This is a genomic window from Actinacidiphila sp. bgisy160, assembly GCF_965342435.1.
Lineage (GTDB): Bacteria > Actinomycetota > Actinomycetes > Streptomycetales > Streptomycetaceae > Actinacidiphila.
In genome coordinates, this window is the sequence record NZ_CBDRCM010000026.1 from 20,998 (window position 1) to 40,177 (window position 19,180).

The 19,180-nt window shown below is 71.7% G+C and carries 21 protein-coding genes; 10 read left to right on the forward strand and 11 right to left on the reverse strand.

Annotated elements, in window-relative coordinates; translation table 11 throughout:
• Positions 1–1,278: a CynX/NimT family MFS transporter gene (locus ACRWNP_RS20860; RefSeq protein WP_431963522.1), complete on the reverse strand. Its 1,278-nt coding sequence runs from the start codon at positions 1,276–1,278 to the stop codon at positions 1–3.
• A 43-nt stretch (positions 1,279–1,321) separates the two neighbouring features.
• Between ACRWNP_RS20860 and ACRWNP_RS20865 the strand changes: the two genes are divergently transcribed.
• The gene (locus ACRWNP_RS20865; RefSeq protein WP_431963524.1) at positions 1,322–2,002 is read left to right on the forward strand and encodes a FadR/GntR family transcriptional regulator; all 681 of its coding nucleotides are present in this window, start codon (positions 1,322–1,324) and stop codon (positions 2,000–2,002) included.
• Here ACRWNP_RS20865 and ACRWNP_RS20870 read toward each other — a convergent pair.
• The 3 genes from ACRWNP_RS20870 to fabG all read right to left on the reverse strand — a co-directional run bounded on the left by ACRWNP_RS20870 (position 1,983) and on the right by fabG (position 4,176).
• Positions 1,983–2,306: a hypothetical protein gene (locus ACRWNP_RS20870; protein ID WP_431963525.1), complete on the reverse strand. Its 324-nt coding sequence runs from the start codon at positions 2,304–2,306 to the stop codon at positions 1,983–1,985. The genes ACRWNP_RS20865 and ACRWNP_RS20870 overlap by 20 nt on opposite strands.
• 392 nt (positions 2,307–2,698) lie before the next feature.
• Entirely contained in the window at positions 2,699–3,466 is a 768-nt protein-coding gene (fabI, locus tag ACRWNP_RS20875) for an enoyl-ACP reductase FabI (RefSeq protein WP_431963527.1), read from the reverse strand.
• A gap of 5 nt (positions 3,467–3,471) precedes the next feature.
• Positions 3,472–4,176 (reverse strand): 3-oxoacyl-[acyl-carrier-protein] reductase, encoded by a 705-nt coding sequence (gene fabG / locus ACRWNP_RS20880; protein ID WP_431963529.1) that lies wholly within the window; start codon positions 4,174–4,176, stop codon positions 3,472–3,474.
• Positions 4,177–4,370: 194 nt separating this feature from the next.
• Here fabG and ACRWNP_RS20885 point away from each other — a divergent pair, with 194 nt between their 5' ends.
• From ACRWNP_RS20885 to ACRWNP_RS20895, 3 genes are read left to right on the forward strand one after another with little or no spacing between them, the layout of a single operon-like run.
• Positions 4,371–5,894, forward strand: coding sequence for a TldD/PmbA family protein (locus ACRWNP_RS20885; RefSeq protein ID WP_431963531.1), 1,524 nt, complete (start codon positions 4,371–4,373; stop codon positions 5,892–5,894).
• Entirely contained in the window at positions 5,891–7,282 is a 1,392-nt protein-coding gene (locus ACRWNP_RS20890; protein WP_431963533.1) for a metallopeptidase TldD-related protein, read from the forward strand. Before ACRWNP_RS20885 ends, ACRWNP_RS20890 begins: the two co-directional genes overlap by 4 nt.
• A gap of 20 nt (positions 7,283–7,302) precedes the next feature.
• A complete protein-coding gene (locus ACRWNP_RS20895) occupies positions 7,303–7,854 on the forward strand; it encodes an RNA 2'-phosphotransferase (protein WP_431963535.1) in 552 nt (183 codons plus the stop codon).
• A 14-nt stretch (positions 7,855–7,868) separates the two neighbouring features.
• Here ACRWNP_RS20895 and ACRWNP_RS20900 read toward each other — a convergent pair whose 3' ends face one another.
• The gene (locus tag ACRWNP_RS20900; protein ID WP_431963537.1) at positions 7,869–8,147 is read right to left on the reverse strand and encodes a GlsB/YeaQ/YmgE family stress response membrane protein; all 279 of its coding nucleotides are present in this window, start codon (positions 8,145–8,147) and stop codon (positions 7,869–7,871) included.
• Positions 8,148–8,325: 178 nt separating this feature from the next.
• Here ACRWNP_RS20900 and ACRWNP_RS20905 point away from each other — a divergent pair, with 178 nt between their 5' ends.
• A complete protein-coding gene (locus ACRWNP_RS20905; protein WP_431963539.1) occupies positions 8,326–8,688 on the forward strand; it encodes a DUF3099 domain-containing protein in 363 nt (120 codons plus the stop codon).
• A gap of 180 nt (positions 8,689–8,868) precedes the next feature.
• Positions 8,869–9,093 carry a hypothetical protein gene (locus ACRWNP_RS20910; protein ID WP_431963541.1) on the forward strand — a complete coding sequence of 75 codons (225 nt, stop codon included), beginning with the start codon at positions 8,869–8,871 and terminating at the stop codon, positions 9,091–9,093.
• Here the strand turns inward: ACRWNP_RS20910 and moaA are convergent.
• From moaA to ACRWNP_RS20925, 3 genes are all read right to left on the reverse strand, one after another.
• Positions 9,076–10,065 carry a GTP 3',8-cyclase MoaA gene (gene moaA, locus ACRWNP_RS20915; RefSeq protein ID WP_431963543.1) on the reverse strand — a complete coding sequence of 330 codons (990 nt, stop codon included), beginning with the start codon at positions 10,063–10,065 and terminating at the stop codon, positions 9,076–9,078. The two genes, ACRWNP_RS20910 and moaA, sit on opposite strands and share 18 nt — an antisense overlap.
• Before the next feature lie 93 nt (positions 10,066–10,158).
• Positions 10,159–11,796, reverse strand: a complete 1,638-nt coding sequence (locus ACRWNP_RS20920; protein WP_431963545.1) for a solute symporter family protein — start codon at positions 11,794–11,796, stop codon at positions 10,159–10,161.
• Complete coding sequence (locus tag ACRWNP_RS20925; protein WP_431963547.1) at positions 11,793–12,191, reverse strand: DUF485 domain-containing protein; 399 nt, start codon at positions 12,189–12,191, stop codon at positions 11,793–11,795. Before ACRWNP_RS20925 ends, ACRWNP_RS20920 begins: the two co-directional genes overlap by 4 nt.
• Positions 12,192–12,494: 303 nt before the next feature.
• On the opposite strand from ACRWNP_RS20925, the gene ACRWNP_RS20930 reads away from it, so the two are divergent.
• On the forward strand, positions 12,495–14,027 hold the full coding sequence (locus ACRWNP_RS20930) for a S8 family peptidase (RefSeq protein ID WP_431963549.1): 1,533 nt from the start codon (positions 12,495–12,497) through the stop codon (positions 14,025–14,027).
• A gap of 84 nt (positions 14,028–14,111) precedes the next feature.
• Here ACRWNP_RS20930 and ACRWNP_RS20935 read toward each other — a convergent pair whose 3' ends face one another.
• The 3 genes from ACRWNP_RS20935 to ACRWNP_RS20945 are packed head-to-tail and all read right to left on the reverse strand — an operon-like array spanning position 14,112 to position 16,668.
• The gene (locus ACRWNP_RS20935) at positions 14,112–15,155 is read right to left on the reverse strand and encodes a zinc-dependent alcohol dehydrogenase family protein (protein WP_431963551.1); all 1,044 of its coding nucleotides are present in this window, start codon (positions 15,153–15,155) and stop codon (positions 14,112–14,114) included.
• On the reverse strand, positions 15,140–15,823 hold the full coding sequence (locus ACRWNP_RS20940) for a lysoplasmalogenase (protein ID WP_431963552.1): 684 nt from the start codon (positions 15,821–15,823) through the stop codon (positions 15,140–15,142). Before ACRWNP_RS20940 ends, ACRWNP_RS20935 begins: the two co-directional genes overlap by 16 nt.
• On the reverse strand, positions 15,820–16,668 hold the full coding sequence (locus ACRWNP_RS20945) for a sterol desaturase family protein (protein WP_431963554.1): 849 nt from the start codon (positions 16,666–16,668) through the stop codon (positions 15,820–15,822). The genes ACRWNP_RS20940 and ACRWNP_RS20945 overlap by 4 nt, the downstream gene beginning before the upstream one ends.
• Before the next feature lie 277 nt (positions 16,669–16,945).
• On the opposite strand from ACRWNP_RS20945, the gene ACRWNP_RS20950 reads away from it, so the two are divergent.
• The 3 genes from ACRWNP_RS20950 (at position 16,946) to ACRWNP_RS20960 (ending at position 19,168) form a co-directional block, all read left to right on the forward strand.
• Positions 16,946–17,932 carry a DEDDh family exonuclease gene (locus ACRWNP_RS20950; RefSeq protein ID WP_431963556.1) on the forward strand — a complete coding sequence of 329 codons (987 nt, stop codon included), beginning with the start codon at positions 16,946–16,948 and terminating at the stop codon, positions 17,930–17,932.
• A gap of 80 nt (positions 17,933–18,012) precedes the next feature.
• Entirely contained in the window at positions 18,013–18,267 is a 255-nt protein-coding gene (locus tag ACRWNP_RS20955; RefSeq protein ID WP_431963558.1) for a hypothetical protein, read from the forward strand.
• Positions 18,268–18,340: 73 nt separating this feature from the next.
• Complete coding sequence (locus ACRWNP_RS20960; protein WP_431963560.1) at positions 18,341–19,168, forward strand: SURF1 family cytochrome oxidase biogenesis protein; 828 nt, start codon at positions 18,341–18,343, stop codon at positions 19,166–19,168.
• The last annotated feature ends 12 nt before the right edge of the window (positions 19,169–19,180 follow it).

Here is a 19,180-nt window from a genome sequence, read left to right on the forward strand (position 1 = left end):
TCAGAGCTCGTCCTCGACCGCGCGGTCACGTCCGGCGACCACGCCGGCGGCGATCTGCGGCACGAGCAGGGCGAGCATGAAGGCCACCGGCAGGTCCCAGCCGCCGGTGTGCTGGTAGAGGGTCCCGACCAGGATCGGACCGGGGATGGAGAGCAGGTAGCCGGTGCACTGCGCGAAGGCCGACAGCCGCACCACCCCGCCGCCGGTGCGCGAGCGCATCCCGATCATGGTGAGGGCGAGCGGGAACGAGCAGTTGGAGATGCCCAGCAGCAGGGCCCACACCCACGGCGCCGCGGCCGGTGCCGCCCACAGACCGCCGTAGCCGACGATCCCGAACAGGCCGAGGCCGACGGCGAGCCCGCCCTGGTGCCGCATCCGGCCGGCGAGCGCGGGCAGCACGAAGGAGAGCGGTACGCCCATCACCATGGTGACGGCGAGCAGCACGCCCGCGGTGGAGGCGGAGACTCCGGCATCACGGAAGATCTGCGGCAGCCACCCCATGGTGATGTACGCGCCCGTGGCCTGGAGCCCGAAATAGACGGCCAGCGCCCAGGCGGTGCGACTGCGGGCGATGCTGCCGGCCGGCGCCTGCTCCGCGTCCGCGGCGCGGGCCGGGCGAGCGGCCGCGGGGACGTGGCCCCGGTCGCGGACGAGCGCGAGCCAGGGCAGTACGGCGACTGCGGCGATCACGCCCCAGGCGCCGAGACCGAGCCGCCAGTCGCCGCCGAGGGCGCGGGTCGCCGGTACCGTCACCGCGGCGGCGAGGGCGGTGCCCAGGGAGAGGGCCATCGAGTAGAGCCCCGTCATGGTGCCCACGCGGTCCGGGAACCAGCGCTTGACGACGACGGGCATCAGGACGTTGCCGACGGCTATGCCGCCGAGCGCGAGGGCGCTGGCGGCGAGGAAGAGCGCCGTGCCGCCGGCGAACGGACGCAGGAAGAGCCCCAGGGTGATCGCGACCAGGCCCGCGCAGACCACGGCGCCGGGACCCCGACGGCGGGCCAGCCGGGGCGCGGTGACCCCGAAGACGGCGAAGCACAGCGCGGGGACGGAGGTGAGCAGGCCCGCGATGGTGCCGCTCATGCCGAGGCCGTCGCGGACCTCCTCCAGGAGCGCGCCGAGGCTGGTGATGGCGGGCCGCAGATTGAGTGCGGCCGGCACCAGCGCGACCGCCACAAGGATCCGGGTGCGCCGTACGCCTTGCGTAGCCGGGGGGAGGTGTGCGGGCATGGTGGCCCGTTCCGTGGCAGGGTCGAGCGTCGCTTCGTCGTCACGCATGCCGACTATCATAGAATGATGGGATGAATGTTGAGGAGAGCCCATGCCCCTGACCTCACCCCGGCGCTCCGCCCTGGCCGACCAGGTGATCGCGCAGCTGCGCGCCCAGATCACCTCCGGTGAGTGGCCGGTCGGGTCGCGGATCCCCACCGAGGCCCAGCTGGTCGAGCAGCTCGGGGTGGCCCGCAACACCGTCCGCGAAGCGGTCCGGGCGCTCGCGCACAACGGACTGCTCGACATCCGGCAGGGCTCCGGCACCTATGTGCTGGCCACCAGCGAGCTGGCCGGGGTGATGCACCGCCGCTTCACCGACGCCGACCCCCGGCACGTCGCCGAGCTGCGCAGCGCCCTGGAGGCGTCCGCCGCGGCGCTCGCCGCGCGGCGGCGCACGGACCGCGACCTGAAGCAGCTGGACGCGGCCCTGGCCCGGCGCGAACGCGCCTGGGAGTCGGGCCGCACCGAGGCCTTCGTCGACGCCGACGCGGCACTGCACCTGTCCGTCGTGGCGGCCTCGCACAATGACGTGGTCGCAGAGCTCTACGCCGACCTCGGCGAGGTGCTGCGGGCCTTCCTGCGCGCGGACGTCGGCGAGGAGCTGCGCCCCGAGCAGTACGTGGACCACGCCCGGCTGGTCGAGGCGATCCGGGCCGGTGATCCGGAGGCAGCCTCCGCCGAGGCCTCGGCGCACGCCTTCAGCTGCCGCTTCAGTCCAGCATCCCGGTGACCCAGACCTCCTGGATCTCCTTCCAGCAGCGGTCGCTGAGCGTGACGGTCTCCGCGGGGCCGACAGGGACGGGGGCTCCGTCGACGTCCGGGTCCCACCACTGGCGGCACTCGATGTGCAGTTGCACGCTGTCCAGGTCAGGGTCGGGGTTGAAGCACACGGCGACGCCCTCGCTGCCCTGCACCGAGGTCCGGCACTGCGCGACGTCCGGCAGCCGTGCCGCGGCCCCCGCCGCCGCGGCCGCCGGGCCCACGCCCGCGGCGAGCGCCGCGAGCGCCGCAGCGACGCACACGTAGGCACGCACGATTGACGCCCTCCCTCCGCTCACCCCCACACAGCCATCCTCGCGGCCCGGAGCGCCCGGCCACCCGGTCTGCTGGGCCGAACGGGGGACAACGCCCCGAACACGCGTACGGCCCCGGCGCCACCCGAAGGCGGCACCGGGGCCGTACGCGAAGGGGCCGGAACGCCCCGTACGGTCAGGCACCACGCGGCGCGAGCCGCTACGCACCCCCCGCGCGCGGGCCGCCGCCGACGTGGATGATCTCGCCCGGGACCCGGCCCTACCCGCCGCCCTCACAGCTCGGCCCTGGAGGGCCTCCACGGCTACGGCACGGCTGCGCCGGACACCGCCCGCCGGCGGCCCACCGGCAGGCACCCCCGCAAGGCACCCACCGGTCCACACGGCGCAAGCCGCTACGCACCCACCGCGTGCAGACCGCCGTCGACGTGGATGATCTCGCCCGTGGTCTTGGGGAACCAGTCGCTCAGCAGTGCGACGACACCGCGGCCGGCCGGCTCGGGGTCGGCGAGGTTCCACTCGAGCGGGGAGCGGTGGTTCCAGACGTCGGCCAGCTCGCTGAAACCCGGGATGGACTTGGCGGCCATGGAGCCGATCGGGCCGGCCGAGATCAGGTTGCAGCGGATGTTCTGCTTGCCGAGGTCGCGGGCCATGTAGCGGGAGGTGGCCTCCAGCGCCGCCTTGGCCGGGCCCATCCAGTCGTACTGGGGCCAGGCGTACTGCGCGTCGAAGGTCAGGCCGACCACCGAGCCGCCCTCCTGCATCAGGGGCAGGCAGGCCATGGTGAGCGACTTCAGCGAGTACGCGGAGACGTGCATCGCGGTGGCGACGGACTCGAACGGCGTGTTGAGGAAGTTGCCGCCGAGGGCGTCCTGCGGCGCGAAGCCGATGGAGTGCACGACCCCGTCGAGGCCGCCCAGCTCCTCGCGGACCACGTCGGCGAGCGAGGCCAACTGCTCGTCGTTGGTGACGTCCAGCTCGATGACCTTCACCGGCTTGGGCAGCTTCTTGGCGATGCGCTCGGTGAGCGTGGGCCGCGGGAACGCCGTGAGGATGATCTCGGCGCCCTGCTCCTGGGCGAGCTTCGCGGTGTGGAAGGCGATGGAGGACTCCATCAGCACACCGGTGATGAGGACGCGCTTTCCAGCGAGGATTCCGCTCATGATGCTCAGTGACCCATGCCCAATCCGCCGTCGACGGGAATGACGGCTCCGGTGATGTATGCGGCCTCGTCGGAGGCGAGGAAGCGGACCGAGGAGGCGATCTCCTCGGGCTGCGCGTAACGGGCCAGCGGGACCTGGCCGACGATGTTCTTCCGCTGCTCGTCGGTGAGTACCCGGGTCATGTCGGTGTCGACGAAGCCGGGAGCGACCACGTTGACGGTGATGTTGCGTGAGCCGAGCTCCCGGGCCAGGGAGCGCGCGAAGCCCACCAGGCCGGCCTTGGACGCGGCGTAGTTGGCCTGGCCCGCCGAGCCGAGCAGCCCCACCACGGAGGAGATCAGCACGATGCGGCCCTTGCGGGCCCGCAGCATCTTCCGCGACGCGGCCTTGACCACGCGGAAGGTGCCGGTGAGGTTGGTGTCCAGGACGGTCGTGAAGTCGTCGTCGGACATCCGCAGCAGCAGCTGGTCGCGGGTGACGCCGGCGTTGGCCACCAGCACCTCCACCGCGCCCTGCTGGGCCTCGATCTCCTTGAAGGCCTGCTCGACCTGCTCGCCGTCGGTGATGTCGCACTTGACGGCGAAGAAACCCTCCGGGGGCTCGCCCGAGCGGTAGGTGACGGCGACCTTGTCGCCCGCGTCGGCGAACGCCCTGGCGATGGCGAGGCCGATACCCCGGTTTCCTCCGGTGACGAGAACCGAGCGGCTCAACGGATCACCCTTTCCCTAGAGGTCTGGTACTCCAGAAAACTATCTGCCTACCTCGCGGTACGGAGAATCGACCCCCGACAGGGGCATGTGCGAGTCGCTGTCGAGTCCCTACAGAAAACCGCAGGCGGGCGGATTGTCGGAGCGGCATGATTCACTGCGGAGACATTGGCCATCGGGCAGAAGGGGAGGCCGTCGTGCCCCATGAGGTCGATCAGTCATTCCTGGCGCTGCCGCTGCGGGCGCTCGCCGACGCGGCACTTGCGCGCGCCCGCGCCCTGGGGGCCGAGCACGCCGACTTCCGCTTCGAGCGGGTGCGCAGCGCCTCGTGGCGCCTGCGTGACGGCAGGGCGTCCGGCTCGTCGGACACCACGGATGTGGGCTACGCGGTGCGCGTGGTGCACGGCGGCGCGTGGGGCTTCGCCTCCGGGGTCGACCTGACGATGGACGCCGCGGCGCGCGTGGCCGGGCAGGCGGTGGCGATGGCGAAGCTGTCGGCCAAGGTGATCGCCGCGGCGGGCTCCGGCGAGCATGTGGAGCTGGCCGCCGAGCCGGTCCACTCCGACAGGGTGTGGGTCTCCTCGTACGAGATCGACCCCTTCGAGGTGCCCGATGCCGACAAGACGGGTCTGCTGTCCGAGTGGAGCGGCCGGTTGCTGGCCGCCGACGGCGTGTCGCACGTCGACGCCTCCCTCATGACCGTCCACGAGAACAAGTTCTACGCCGACACGGCGGGGACGACCACGACCCAGCAGCGGGTGCGGGTGCACCCGGAGCTGACCGCCGTCACGGTGGACCCGCGGTCCGGCGAGTTCGACTCGATGCGGACCCTCGCGCCGCCGGCCGGCCGTGGCTGGGAGTACCTGACCGGCACCGGCTGGGACTGGGACGCGGAGCTCTCGGAGATCCCCGGGCTGCTCGCCGAGAAGATGGCCGCGCCCTCGGTGGAGGCGGGCTCGTACGACCTCGTGGTCGACCCGTCGAACCTGTGGCTGACCATCCACGAGTCCATCGGCCACGCCACCGAGCTCGACCGCGCGCTGGGCTACGAGGCCGCTTACGCGGGCACGTCCTTCGCCACTTTCGACCAGTTGGGCAAGCTGCGCTACGGCTCCCGGCATATGAACGTCACCGGTGACCGCACCGCGGAGCACGGCCTGGCGACCATCGGTTACGACGACGAGGGCGTCGCCGGGCAGTCCTGGGACCTGGTCAAGGACGGCGTCCTGGTCGGCTACCAGCTCGACCGCAGGATCGCCCGGCTGACCGGGTTCGAGCGCTCCAACGGCTGCGCCTATGCGGACTCCCCCGGCCACGTGCCGGTGCAGCGGATGGCGAACGTGTCGCTGCAGCCCGCGTCGGACGGGCCGTCCACGCAGGAGCTGATCGGCGGCGTCGAACGCGGCATCTACGTCGTGGGCGACCGCTCCTGGTCGATCGACATGCAGCGCTACAACTTCCAGTTCACCGGTCAGCGCTTCTTCAGGATCGAGAACGGCCGGCTGGCCGGACAGCTGCGCGACGTCGCCTACCAGGCCACCACCACAGACTTCTGGGGCTCCATGGAGGCCGTCGGCGGGCCGCAGACCTACGTCCTGGGCGGTGCCTTCAACTGCGGCAAGGCCCAGCCGGGCCAGGTCGCCGCCGTCTCGCACGGCTGCCCCTCCGCGCTCTTCCGCGGCGTCAACATCCTCAACACCACGCAGGAGGCCGGTCGATGAGCGCCGTTTCGAAGCCCCACGAGATCGTCGAGCGCGCCCTGGAGCTGTCCCGGGCGGACGGCTGTGTCGTCATCGCCGACGAGGAGTCCTCGGCGAACCTGCGCTGGGCGGGCAACGCCCTGACCACCAACGGCGTGACGCGGGGCCGCGCCCTCACCGTGGTCGCCACGGTGAACGGCTCCCAGGGCACCGCCTCGGGCGTGGTGTCCCGCGCCGCGGTCACCGCCGACGAACTGGAGCCGCTGGTGCGGGCCGCGGAGGCGGCCGCGCGCGCGGCGGGTCCTGCCGAGGACGCCCAGCCGCTGGTCGAGGGGGTGCCGGCGAGCGCCTCCTTCACCGAGCCGCCGGCCGCGACCTCCTCCGAGGTGTTCTCCGCCTTCGCGCCTGCCCTCGGCGAGTCCTTCGCCTCGGCGCGGGCCGGCGGCCGGCGGCTGTACGGCTTCGCGTATCACTCCGTCACCTCCACCTACCTGGGCACGTCCTCGGGGCTGCGGCTCCGGCACGACCAGCCCAGCGGCACCCTGGAACTCAACGCCAAGTCCGAGGACATGTCGCGCTCGGCGTGGGCCGGTACCGCCACCCGCGACTTCACCGACGTCGACCCGGCGGCCCTCGACGCCGACCTGGCGCAGCGCCTGGCCTGGGCCGAGCGCCGGATCGACCTGCCCGCCGGGCGGTACGAGACGCTGCTGCCGCCGTCCGCCGTGGCGGATCTGGTGATCTACCAGCAGTGGAGCGCGGCGGCCCGGGACGCGGCGGAGGGCCGTACGGTCTTCAGCCGACCGGGCGGGGGCACCAGGGTCGGCGAGAGGCTGTCGGAACTGCCGCTGACGCTGCGCAGCGACCCGGCCGAACCGGGGCTGGAGTCGGCGCCTTTCGTCATCGCGCACGCCTCGGGCGACGTCGCGTCGGTCTTCGACAACGGGCTGCCCGTCGAGGCGACCGACTGGATGCGCGAGGGCGTGCTCAACCGGCTGTCCACCACCCGGTACAGCGCAGCCCTGACCGGGCTGCCGTTCGCGCCGTCCGGGGGCAACCTGATCCTGGACGGCGGCGGCAAGCGCTCGCTGGAGGAGATGGTGGCGGACACCGAGCGCGGCCTGCTGCTGACCTGCCTGTGGTACATCCGCGAGGTGGATCCGGCCACCCTGCTGCTGACCGGGCTGACCCGGGACGGTGTCTACCTGGTGGAGGGCGGCGAGGTGACCGGTGTGGTGAACAACTTCCGGTTCAACGAGTCGCCGGTGGACCTGCTGGGCCGGGCCACCGAGGTGGGCCGCACGGAGCGGACGCTGCCGCGCGAGTGGGGCGACTGGTTCACCAGGGCCGCGTTCCCGGCGATGCGGGTCCCGGACTTCAACATGAGCTCGGTCAGCCAGGGGGTCTGACCAGGACGATGGGTGGGGCGATGGACGAGAGGCAGACGGTCAAGGTCTCGAAGTTCCTGGCGCGGGTGCTGCGGCACGACCCGGCCTCGATCGGGATCAGCCTCGACGAGGCCGGCTGGGTGGACGTGGACGAGCTGATCGCCGCGTCCCGCCGGTCGGGCCGGAGTTTCTCGCGCGCCGACCTCGACCACGTCGTGGCCACCAACAACAAGAAGCGGTACGCCTTCTCGGAGGACGGACGGCGGATCCGGGCCAGCCAGGGGCATTCGGTCGAGGTCGACCTCGGCCTCTCCCCGGCGGAGCCGCCGGCCGTCCTCTTCCACGGCACGGCGAGCACCACCCTGCCGATCGTGCTGCGCGAGGGGCTCAAGCCGATGTCCCGGCAGGACGTCCACCTGTCCGCGGATGTGGAGACGGCCGTGCGCGTCGGTGCGCGGCACGGCCGTCCGGTGGTGCTGGCGGTGGACGCGGCGGGGCTGGCCGCCGCGGGCCATCTGTTCCGGGTGAGCGCCAACGGCGTGTGGCTCACCGACCTGGTGCCGCCGACACATCTGCGGCAGCACCTCCTCTGAGCGGGGCGCTCCCGTCAGGCGGCGGTCCGCCGCCTGCCGCGGATCGAGGCCCACAGCGGGGTGATCACGGCGACCACGAGGATCGCGCCCAGGATCTGCAGTACGTGGCGGATCCAGTCGATGCCGCTGGTGTGCCGGACACCGACCCACCCGGCGACCGCGTTGCCCAGCAAGGCGCCGAGGATGCCGCAGATGATGGTGAGCCACCAGGGGATGTCCTGCTTCCCCGGCAGAAGCAGCTTCGCCAGGAAGCCGAGAACGATGCCGACGATGATCGCCCAGATCCAGTTCATGCGGCCAGTCTGAGCACAGGCCGGGTACGCCGCATGCGGAGGGCGGCCATACGCCGTACGGCGGGTGTTGTCGTACCCGGAGGGCCTCCCCGGTCTCCACTGCGGCGGACCCACGGCGTAACGTGGACCATGCCGGAACCGGGTGGCTTCCGGCGTTTCGAGCAGGTGGTGGAACGTGATGCGGAAGCGTAGCGGTACCGAGGTCTTCCGGATCACCGGGACTGCGGCAGGGCTCACCGAGGACGTCCGCGGACGGCAGCGTCGCTACATGATCTCGATGTCGGTCCGCACCGTGTCGTTCATCCTGGCGGTCGTGCTGTGGCACGTCTCAACGCCTCTGGCCTGGATCGCGCTGGTCCTCGGTCTGGTGCTGCCCTACGTCGCGGTCGTCATCGCCAACGCCGGCCGGGAGAACGCGCCCGGGCTGCCCTCGGCCCGTATCGCGCCGCCCGCTCGGCCGGCGCTCGGCCCCGGCGAACCCCTGCTTCCGGCGGAGCGGACCACGGAACGAGACGAACGGTCCCACTCCGGCCAGGACTGAACCTTTTCCACCGCTCCGAAGCTCAAGAAAACCTCAGATCAATCATGGGTATCCACTCCACTGCGGGCCTTTCCGCGTGACATACTGCGTACGCGCTCCGCATCCCCCGTCGGAGCGACGGACCGACGCCGGGCGGCTCCCCCCGTGGCTGCCCGGCGTCGCCATGTTTGGATGGGGTTCGTGAACGACGAATCGCCGATCTGCTCCGCCAAGGGCTGCCGCACCCCCGCCGTCTGGGTGCTCGCCTGGAACAACCCGAAGATCCACACGCCCGAACGCCGCAAGACCTGGCTGGCGTGCGAGGAGCACCGCGAGCACCTGTCGTCGTTCCTGGGCGTTCGCGGCTTCCTGAAGGACGTGGTGCCCTTCGAGGAGTGGCAGACGAGCTCAGCCGCCGATGGCTGACATGGGCCGCTCGGGCTGCAGGAAGGTGGGGTCGTCCAGGCCGGAGCCGGCCTTCTTGCCCCACATCGCGGTGCGCCAGAGCTCGGCGATCTCCTCGTCGGAGCCGTCGGAGCGCAGCGCGGCGCGCAGATCGGTCTCCTCCCGCGCGAACAGGCAGTTGCGCACCTGACCGTCGGCGGTGAGCCGGGTGCGGTCGCAGGCCCGGCAGAAGGGCCGGGTGACGGAGGCGATCACACCGACCCGGGCGGGGCCGCCGTCCACCAGCCAGCGTTCGGCGGGGGCGTGCCCACGGGCCTCGTCGGGCTCGGCGGTCAGCGCGAACCGGGTCCGCAGGCTCTCCAGGATCTCCTGTGCGGTGACCATGTCGCTGCGCTGCCAGCCGTGCTGGGCGTCGAGCGGCATCTGCTCGATGAAGCGCAGTTCGTAGTCGCGCTCCAGCGCCCAGGCCAGCAGCTCGGGGGCCTCGTCGTCGTTGATGCCGCGCATCAGCACGGTGTTGACCTTGACCGGGGTCAGGCCCGCGGCGTGGGCGGCCTCCAGGCCGCGGACGACGTCCTCGTGGCGCTTGCGGCGGGTGAGGGTCTGGAAGACATCGGGACGCAGGGTGTCCAGGGAGACGTTGACCCGGTCCAGGCCGGCCCCGCGCAGCGCGGCCGCGGTACGGGCCAGGCCTATGCCGTTGGTGGTGAGGGAGAGTTTAGGGCGGGGCTCCAGCTCCGCGCAGCGCTCGACGATACCGACGAGGCCGGGGCGCAGCAGGGGCTCGCCGCCGGTGAAGCGGACGTCCCTGACCCCGAGCAGGGTGACGGCGATCCGCACCAGCCGGACGATCTCGTCGTCGGTGAGGAGTTCCGGCTTGCCGAGCCACTGCAGCCCCTCCTCGGGCATGCAGTAGGTGCAGCGCAGATTGCACCGGTCGGTCAGCGAGACCCTCAGGTCGGTCGCGATCCGGCCGTAGGTGTCGATCAGCACGGCGCGCCTCCCTCTGGGGCTGGGTCGGTGGGACGGCAGTGCCGTCCCGTTACTTCGCAGCCTACGGGACGGCACTGACCTTCCACAGTCTGTTTAATGCGCTCCGGCTCCGGTGAGGGAGCGGACCTCCAGCTCCGCGTACTTGCGGTCGGCGTCCTCCTCGGGCCTGGACAGGAGCGTGCCCACCAGACCGAGCAGGAAACCGACGGGGATGGAGACGATCCCGGGGTTCTCCAACGGGAACCAGTGGAAGTCCACACCGGGGAACATCGCGGTCTCCTTGCCCGAGACCACGGGCGAGAAGACCACGAGGAACACGGAGGTGATCAGGCCGCCGTAGATGCTCCACAGCGCCCCGGTGGTGTTGAAGCGCTTCCAGAACAGGCTGTAGAGGAGCGTGGGCAGGTTCGCGGAGGCCGCGACGGCGAAGGCCAGGGCGACCAGGAAGGCGATGTTGAGCTTGCCGGCGAAGATGCCCAGCAGGATCGCCACGGCCCCGATGGCGATCGCCGCGATCTTCGCCGCCGCGACCTCCTCCTTCTCGCTCGCCGTGCCCTTGCGGATGACGTTGGCGTACAGGTCGTGCGCGAAGGACGACGAGGAGGCGAGGGTGAGACCCGCGACCACCGCCAGGATGGTGGCGAAGGCGACCGCGGAGATCACGGCGAGCAGGATCGCGCCGCCGGTGGAGCCCGCGCCGCCGCCGACCTCCTGGGCGAGCAGCGGGGCCGCGGTGTTGCCGGCGGCGTTGGAGGTGGTGATCGTCTCCGGGGTGAGCAGGGCGGCGGCCCCGAAGCCCAGCGCGATCGTCATCAGGTAGAAGCAGCCGATGATGCCGATCGCCCAGTTCACCGAGGTACGGGCGGCCCGGGCGGTGGGCACGGTGTAGAAGCGGATCAGGATGTGCGGCAGGCCGGCCGTACCCAGGACGAGGGCCAGACCCAGCGAGATGAAGTCGATCTTCGAGGTCGAGGTGACGCCGTACTTCAGGCCCGGCTCCAGGAAGGCCGCTCCCTTGCCGCTCTTCTCCGCGGCCGCGCCGAGCAGCGAGGACAGGTTCCAGTTGAACTTGGCGAAGACCAGGAAGGTGATCAGCAGCGTGCCGCCGATCAGCAGCACCGCCTTGACCATCTGCACCCAGGTGGTGCCCTTCATGCCGCCGATGGTCACGTACAGCACCATGACGACGCCGACCAGGATGACGATCAGGCGGCGCGGCCCCTCACCGGTGATGCCGAGCAGCAGCGCCACCAGGGCGCCCGCGCCGACCATCTGGGCCAGCAGATAGAAGATGCTGACAACGATGGTCGAGATGCCCGCGGCCGTGCGCACGGGGCGTTGCCGCAGCCGGAAGGCGAGGGCGTCGGCCATGGTGAACCGGCCGGAGTTGCGCAGCGGTTCGGCGACCAGCAGCAGCGCCACCAGCCAGGCGACGAGGAATCCGATCGAGTAGAGGAAGCCGTCGTAGCCGACGAGGGCGATGGATCCCGCGATGCCCAGGAAGGACGCGGCCGACATGTAGTCGCCGGAGATCGCCAGCCCGTTCTGGAAGCCGCTGAAGGAGCGGCCGCCGGCATAGAAGTCGGTGGCGTCCTTGGTCTGGCGGCCGGCCCAGACGGTGATGCCGAGCGTCGCGATGACGAAGACCGAGAACAGGGTGATGATCAGCGGCCGGTGTTCGCTCGCGCCGACCGCGACCACCTGGACTCCCGTGGTGTGCAGCGCGGTCATGCGGTGGCCTCCGTGCTCTCGGTGTCGTCGGTGTCGTCGGCGCCCCGGGGGCCGGGGCCTTCCAGACGCGCCTTGATGTCGGCGGCACGGGAGTCGAGTTTGGCGTTCGCGTGCCGGGAGTACCAGACGGCGATGCCGAAGGTGGTGGCGAACTGCGCGAGCCCGAAGACCAGGGCGATGTTGATCTGGCCCACGACCTTGGTGTCCATGAAGCCGCCGGCGTAGTTCGACAGCAGGACGTACAGCAGGTACCAGGTGATGAACGCGACCGTGAGCGGGAACGCGAAGGAACGGTAGGAACGGCGCAGTTGGGCGAACTCCGCGCTCGCCTGCACCTCGGCGTAGGAGTCGGCGGACGGGGGACCGGAGGTTGCCGACGGTCGTGCGGGGTCCACGATGCCTCCTGTGGGGGGCGGACTTTGAGAGGGCGCGAGCACGCGACGCGTCCCACGCGGGCGCACGCGGCGCCGACGTGAGCTACGTCACGCAATGATCGGACCCGCGCATGGTAAAGGCGCGACCACGGCCTTCGACAGGGGGCGGTAGTTGAAAACTGATTCTTCTTCGGAAACCGGAACCTGAGCTTTCTTTACCGATCCATTGATAGGGCGCCGACGGCGGCGATAGCTTCCAGCGTCATGTACCCGTCCAAGGGCAACCCTGCCGCCAGGACGGGTGTCTGGACGATTGGAGATCCCATGGCTCCACTGCCAAGACGGCGCCGCGCCTTCTCGATACCCATCGGTGTCGCGGTGGCGAGTGCTCTCGCCTTCCTGCCGAACGCCGCCTCGGCCGCCACCGCCGGATCCGCCTCGGGCGGCGGCAGTTCCGCGTACGACGGCCCGGCGCTGTCGTACGTGGTCAACACCAGCACCGACCGGGGAACCCTCAAGTCCGTGGAGCGGGCCGTGTCCCGCAACGGTGGTGACGTCGTCACCACCTACGACCGGATCGGCGTGATCGTCGTCCACTCGGCGAACCCCGCGTTCGCCTCCCAGATGCGCAAGGTCCGCGGCGTACAGACGGCCGGTGCCACCCGCACGGCCGCGCTGTCCACGGCGTCGACGACCGATCTGGGCGCGGTGCAGGCGATCACCGCGGCCGACGCCGCCCGGGCGAAGGCCGCGGCCACCGCCGGGCAGGAGCCGATGGAGGCGGACCAGTGGGACCTGCCGGCGATCCGGGCCGACAAGGCCGCCCGGATCAACCCGGGCAGCGGCAAGGTCACCGTCGCCGTCATCGACACCGGTGTCGACGACACGCACCCGGACCTCACCGCCAACTTCTCGGCGTCGCAGTCCGCCAACTGCGTGGGCGGCAAGGCCGACACCAGCCCGGGCGCATGGCGTCCGTACACCCCGGACGCCTACCACGGCACGCACGTCGCGGGTGAGATCGCCGCGGCGCGCAACGGGATCGGCGTGGCCGGTGTCGCCCCGGGTGTGAAGGTCGCCTCCATCAAGGTGGCCGACCCCGGCACGCAGTTGTTCTTCCCGGAGAGTGTGGTCTGCGCCTTCGTCTTCGCCGCCGACCACGGCGTCGAGATCACCAACAACAGCTACTACATCGACCCGTGGCTCTACAACTGCTTCGGCGACCCCGACCAGCGGGCCATCGTCGACGCCGTCAACCGGGCCGCGCAGTACTCCCACAAGAAGGGCGTGCTGAACGTCGCCTCGGCGGGCAACTCCAACCACGACCTCGACTCCGACGCGATCGTGGACGCGACGAGCCCCGACGACACCACCGCGGTCACCCGGACCATCGACCCGCATGTCTGCTGGGACCTCCCGACCCAGCTGCCGGGCGTGGTCACCGTCTCCGCGACCGGCGTGCAGAACCTGAAGTCGTACTACTCCAGCTACGGTCTGGGCGTCGTCGACGTCGCGGGCCCCGGCGGCGACCGCTACCAGATCCCCGCCACCCCCTCGGCCAACGGGCGCATCCTGTCCACGCTGCCCGGCAACACCTACGGCTACCTGCAGGGCACGTCGATGGCCAGTCCGCACGTGGCCGCCGTCGCCGCGCTCATCAAGAGCCGCCACCCGCACGCCTCCCCGGAGCAGCTGCAGTGGATGCTCAAGGCGCAGGCGGACGACCCGGGTTGCCCGACGGGTCTGTACGACCCGGACGGCAACGGTGTGCAGGACGCCACCTGCACCACCGGCCGACACGTGACCAGCTTCTACGGCCACGGCCTCGTCGACGCCCTGGACGCCGTCACGAAGTGACGCGCCCCGCGTGATGCCAGGAGCGCCCGGCAGGATCCCCGCCGGGCGCTCCGTCGTCCGGGCGTTCGGCTGCCCGGGCCGGGGTCAGGCCTTGACCAGGACCTTCAGCGCGACCCGCTCGTCCATCGCCTTGTAGCCGCCCGGGACATCGTCCAGGCCGACGGTGAGGTCGAAGACCGGGGACGGGTCGACGGTCCCGTCCAGGACGTCCGGCAGCAGCTCGGGGATGTAGGTGCGGACCGGGGCGACGCCGCCGCGCAGGGAGACGTTGCGGTCGAACATGTCGCTGAGGTCGAGGCCGGTGCCGCTGCCATGCGGGACGCCGACGTAGCCGACGGCGCCGCCGTCACGGGTGATGGCGACCGCGGTGCGCATCGACTGCTCGGTGCCGACGGCCTCGATGACCGCGTGGGCGCCGTGGCCGCCGGTCAGTTCGCGGACCGCCGTGACGGCGGCCTCGCCGCGCTCGGCGACGACGTCGGTGGCGCCGAAGGTGCGGGCGACGGCGGTGCGGGCCCCGTGCCGGCCGAGCGCGATGATCCGCTCCGCGCCGAGCCGCCTGGCGGCGAGCACGCCGCACAGCCCGACCGCGCCGTCCCCGACGACCGCGACCGTGGCGCCCGGCCGCACGCCCGCCCCGACGGCGGCGTGGTGGCCGGTGCCCAGCACGTCGGAGAGGGTGAGCAGACCGGCCAGCAGGCGGTCGTCGGAGAGCGCCTCGGCAGGCAGCCGTACGAGGGTGGCGTCCGCGAACGGCACGCGTACGGCCTCGCCCTGGCCGCCGTCGGAGCCGACCTGGCCCCAGAAGCCGCCGGCCGCGCAGGAGGTCGTCAGGCCCTCCGCGCAGTAGGCGCACGTACCGTCGGACCACACGAAGGGCGAGACGACCAGATCGCCGGGCTTCAGCCCGGACACCTCTGAGCCGGTCTCCTCGACCACACCGAGGAACTCGTGCCCGATGCGCTGTCCCGGCTGCCGGGCCGACTCGCCGCGGTAGGCCCACAGATCGCTGCCGCAGATGCAGGCCAGGACCACGCGCACCACCGCGTCGGTGGGCTGCCGGACCGCCGGGTCCGGCACCTCCTCCACCCGGATGTCGTGGGGGGCGTGGATCACGGTGGCGCGCATACGGAGGTCGTCCTTGCTGGCTGTACGAATGGAGTCGTACAACGGTACCGGCCCGTGGCGAGCAGGAACTGCGCGCCGAGATAGGTGAGCATGATCCAGAAGTCGGCCGCCGCGAGCTGCGGCAGGCCCGCGAGCCGGGTCGCGAGCAGGGTGTCGGAGAGCAGGAAGAGCCCCCCGCCCACCGCCGTCGGCCACGGGCCGAGTGCGGCTGCACCGGCCGCCATCGCCGTCAGCAACAGGCTGTACGCGGCGACCGGGAGCCGCAGCCCGGAGGGCAGGCCCGGCCACACCACGACGAGCACGGCGAGCCACACGGCCGCGTAGCCGGCCGCCGTGAGGGCCGCCCGCCGCCGGTCGGTGAAGGCCCCGCGGGCGGTGAAGAGAGTCAGGTAACAGACGTGCCCGGCCGCGAACGCGCCCATCCCGGCGAGGAAGGGCACGTCCCCGTCGAGCTGCAGCAGCACATCCCCGGCCCAGCCGCACAGCAGCGCGCCGACCAGCCGCCGGGGGCCGCCCCGCAGCGCCGCGCAGGCCGCGAGCAGCGGCACCAGGACCGGCTTGGTGAGGTGGCCGGCCACCACGAACCCCGCGAGCTGCGAGGCCAGGTGGACGACGGCCACCACCGCGAAGGCGGCGAGCGCCGCACGGGCCGCGCGCTCCCGCCTCACGCCGCCGACTCCTCGCCCCGCGGACGCCAGCCGGGACCGCGCAGGACGTGGCCCGCGCGGTCGCGCCAGGTGCGGGCGGCGACGACGTCGCGGGCGATGGCGGCGTACTCGTGGGTGGCCACGCGCAGCGGGTTGAAGGTGGTGATGTTCTTGGTGAGTCCGAAGACCGGACGCTCGCCCTCCGCCGCGAACGAACCGAACAGCCGGTCCCAGACGATGAGGATGCCGCCGAAGTTGCGGTCCAGGTAACCGCCCTGCGAGGCGTGGTGCACGCGGTGGTGCGAGGGCGTGTTGAGCACGAACTCGACCGGGCGGGGCAGCTTGCCGATCCGCTCGGTGTGGATCCAGAACTGGTAGACGAGGCTGAGCGAGGAGCAGAACGCCAGTGCCGCCGGGTGGACCCCGCAGACGATCACCGGCAGGTAGAACACCCACGAGGTCATGCCGGTCCAGGGCTGGCGCAGCGCGGTGGAGAGGTTGAACTTCCGGCTGGAGTGGTGCACCACATGGCTCGCCCACAGGACGCGGATCACGTGGTGGCCGCGGTGCTGCCAGTAGTAGAAGAAGTCCTGCGCGAGCAGCATCAGCGGGATCGTCCACCACACCACGGGCACCCTCAGCGGGGTGAACGCGTACACAGCGGTGTAGACCGCGACGATCGGGATCTTCCAGAGGAAGTCGAAGAAGAGGCTGCCGAGTCCCATCGACAGGCTCGTCGCGGTGTCCTTGGCGGCGTACCCGGCGGCGTCCTCGTCCGGATGGATCCGGTAGCTGACCAGCTCCAGGACGGTGAGCAGCACGAACGCGGGTATGGACCACATCACGGCATCGGGCAGTTGCGGCATGCGCGCACTTTAAGGGCGCGCGGCGGCCCCGGCTAGAGGTCGTTACCGATCGGTTCTACCCGGCGGTACGGGCGGGATTGCGCGGGACTTCCGCCGGGCCGGCCGCCGCGGCGCGGGTGGAGGCCAAACGGGGTCGCACAAGGGGCGGTTGACGCACGAGGGCGGCGCCCGGCGAGGGCCGCACGCCACCGCCGACCCGTCCGCCGCGGGATCCGACGGTGCGCCAGGGGCGGGTGGCGGCGGGCACTGTCGGTGGCCGCCCGTATTGTGTTCCTCCATGCACGCGCCCCAGCTTCCGCAACCGTCGTGGCCAGAGGCCTACCCCGACGGATACGCCGTCGTGGACGTCGAGACCACCGGCCTCGGCCGCGACGACCGGATAGTGTCCGCGGCCGTCTACCGGCTGGACGCGCGCGGCGAGGTGCAGGACCACTGGTACACCCCGGTCAACCCGCAGCGAGACCCGGGCCCGGTGTGGATCCACGGCCTCACCTCGGACATGCTGGCGGACGCCCCGCTCTTCCGCGAGGTCGCCGCGGAGCTGGCGGAACGACTGTCGGGCCGGGTGTTCGTCGCCCACAACGCGGTCTTCGACTGGTCCATGCTCGCCCGGGAATTCGCGCGGGCGGGCACCGTGGCCCCCGTGGAGCACCGGCTGTGCACCATCGTGCTCTCCAAGGCACTGGGGCTGCCGCTGACCAACCACAAGCTGGAGTCCCTGGCGGCGCATTTCGGTGTCGTCCAGCAGCGCGCCCACCACGCCCTGGACGACGCGCGCGTGCTGGCGGAGGTGTTCCGCCCCAGCCTGCGGCAGGCCGCGGCGGGCGGACTGCGGTTGCCGCTGCACGCCTGCCGCCCGCTGACGGAGTGGATCGACACGGCCGTCCCCGCGCAGTCGGTCGCCGCGGGCTACCGCACCACGTACCGGCCGATGAGCTGGCGGCCCTCGCGCAAGCGGCCCGCCTGCCCCTACCCCAACCCGGGGCGGCTGGAGGCCGGGGGACCGCTGGTGCAGGGGATGCGGGTCGCCTTTTCGGGCGACACGAGCATCGACCGCGAGCTGCTGGAGGACCGCGCCACCGAGGCGGGTCTGCACGTGTCGTCCTCGGTGAGCCGGCTGACCAGTCTCCTGGTGACCAACGACCCGGACTCGCTCACCACGAAGACGGTGCGAGCCCGGCAGCTCGGCACCCCGGTCGTCGACGAGCGCCGCTTCGCCGAGCTGCTGAGGGACGTCGCCCCCGCGCCGGACGTGCACGGCTGACGCCGCCGTTCGAGTGGTGCGCCCGCGACGCACCCGGTCACCGATTGCCGCGCCGGGGACCGGCCAGCACCCTGGGCCTCATGGCCCGATGCGAAGTATGCGGAAACGACTACGTGATGAGCTTCGAAGTGCACGCCCAGGGGGCCGTGCACGTCTTCGACAGCTTCGAGTGCGCCATCCACCGGATGGCGCCGATCTGCGAGCACTGCCGGGTGCGCATCGTCGGCCACGGAGTCGAGGTCGACGGCCACTGGTATTGCGGCGGTCACTGTTCGAAGGCGGAGGGCCGCAGCGGCATCGTGGACCGGGTCGGCTCGCTGCCGGGCGGCGGCTGATCCCGTCGACCGCGCCGCGACACCGCCCGACCCCTCCGGAAAGCGCCCCGCGACCGAGTTGTACGGTCGTGGGGTGTACCGCTTCCTGTTGTCCCGGCAGTGGGTGATCCTCACCCTCATCGCACTGCTCCTGATGCCCGTCATGGTCAAGCTGGGCTACTGGCAGCTGCATCGGCACGAGCGCCGGGTGGCCAGCAACCACCTGATCGCGGACAACCTGGAGGCGAAGCCCGTCCCTGTGGAGTCGCTGACCGCCCCCGGCACGGCCGTGCCCAAGCGGCAGATCTACCGCACGGTCACCGCGACCGGGCACTACGACACCGCCCATGAGGTCGTCGCCCGCCAGCGCACCGCCGCCGACGGGGACAGCATCGGCTACCACGTGATCACCCCGCTGGTCCTGGCCGACGGCCGGTCGGTGCTGGTGAACCGGGGCTGGATCCCCGCCGGCACCGACCTGACGAAGTTCCCGAAGGTTCCCGCGGCGCCGTCCGGCGAGGTCACCGTCACCGGCCGGCTGCGCCCGGACGAGACCACCGCGGCGACCGGCATCCGGAACAAGGGCGGACTGCCCGACCGCATGATCATGCTGATCAACAGCGGGATGGTGGCGCGTGACCTGCCCGCGGCGGAGCGGCCGGTCGGCGGCTACATCGAGCTGGCGACGACCTCCCCCAAGCCCTCCGGGCGGCAGCCGGAACTGATCCCGGACCCCGACCACGGCAGCATCGGCATGCACATGGGGTACGCGATCCAGTGGTGGCTGTTCACCGCCATGGTGCCGGTCGGCTGGATCATCCTCGTCCGCCGCGAGCGGCGGGAGCGGCTCGCCGCCCGCGACGCGGCGGCGCAGGAGGGCGGTACGGCCGAGCCGGCCTCCGCTGCGGTCGCGTCGCCCTGACGCCCGGGGCAC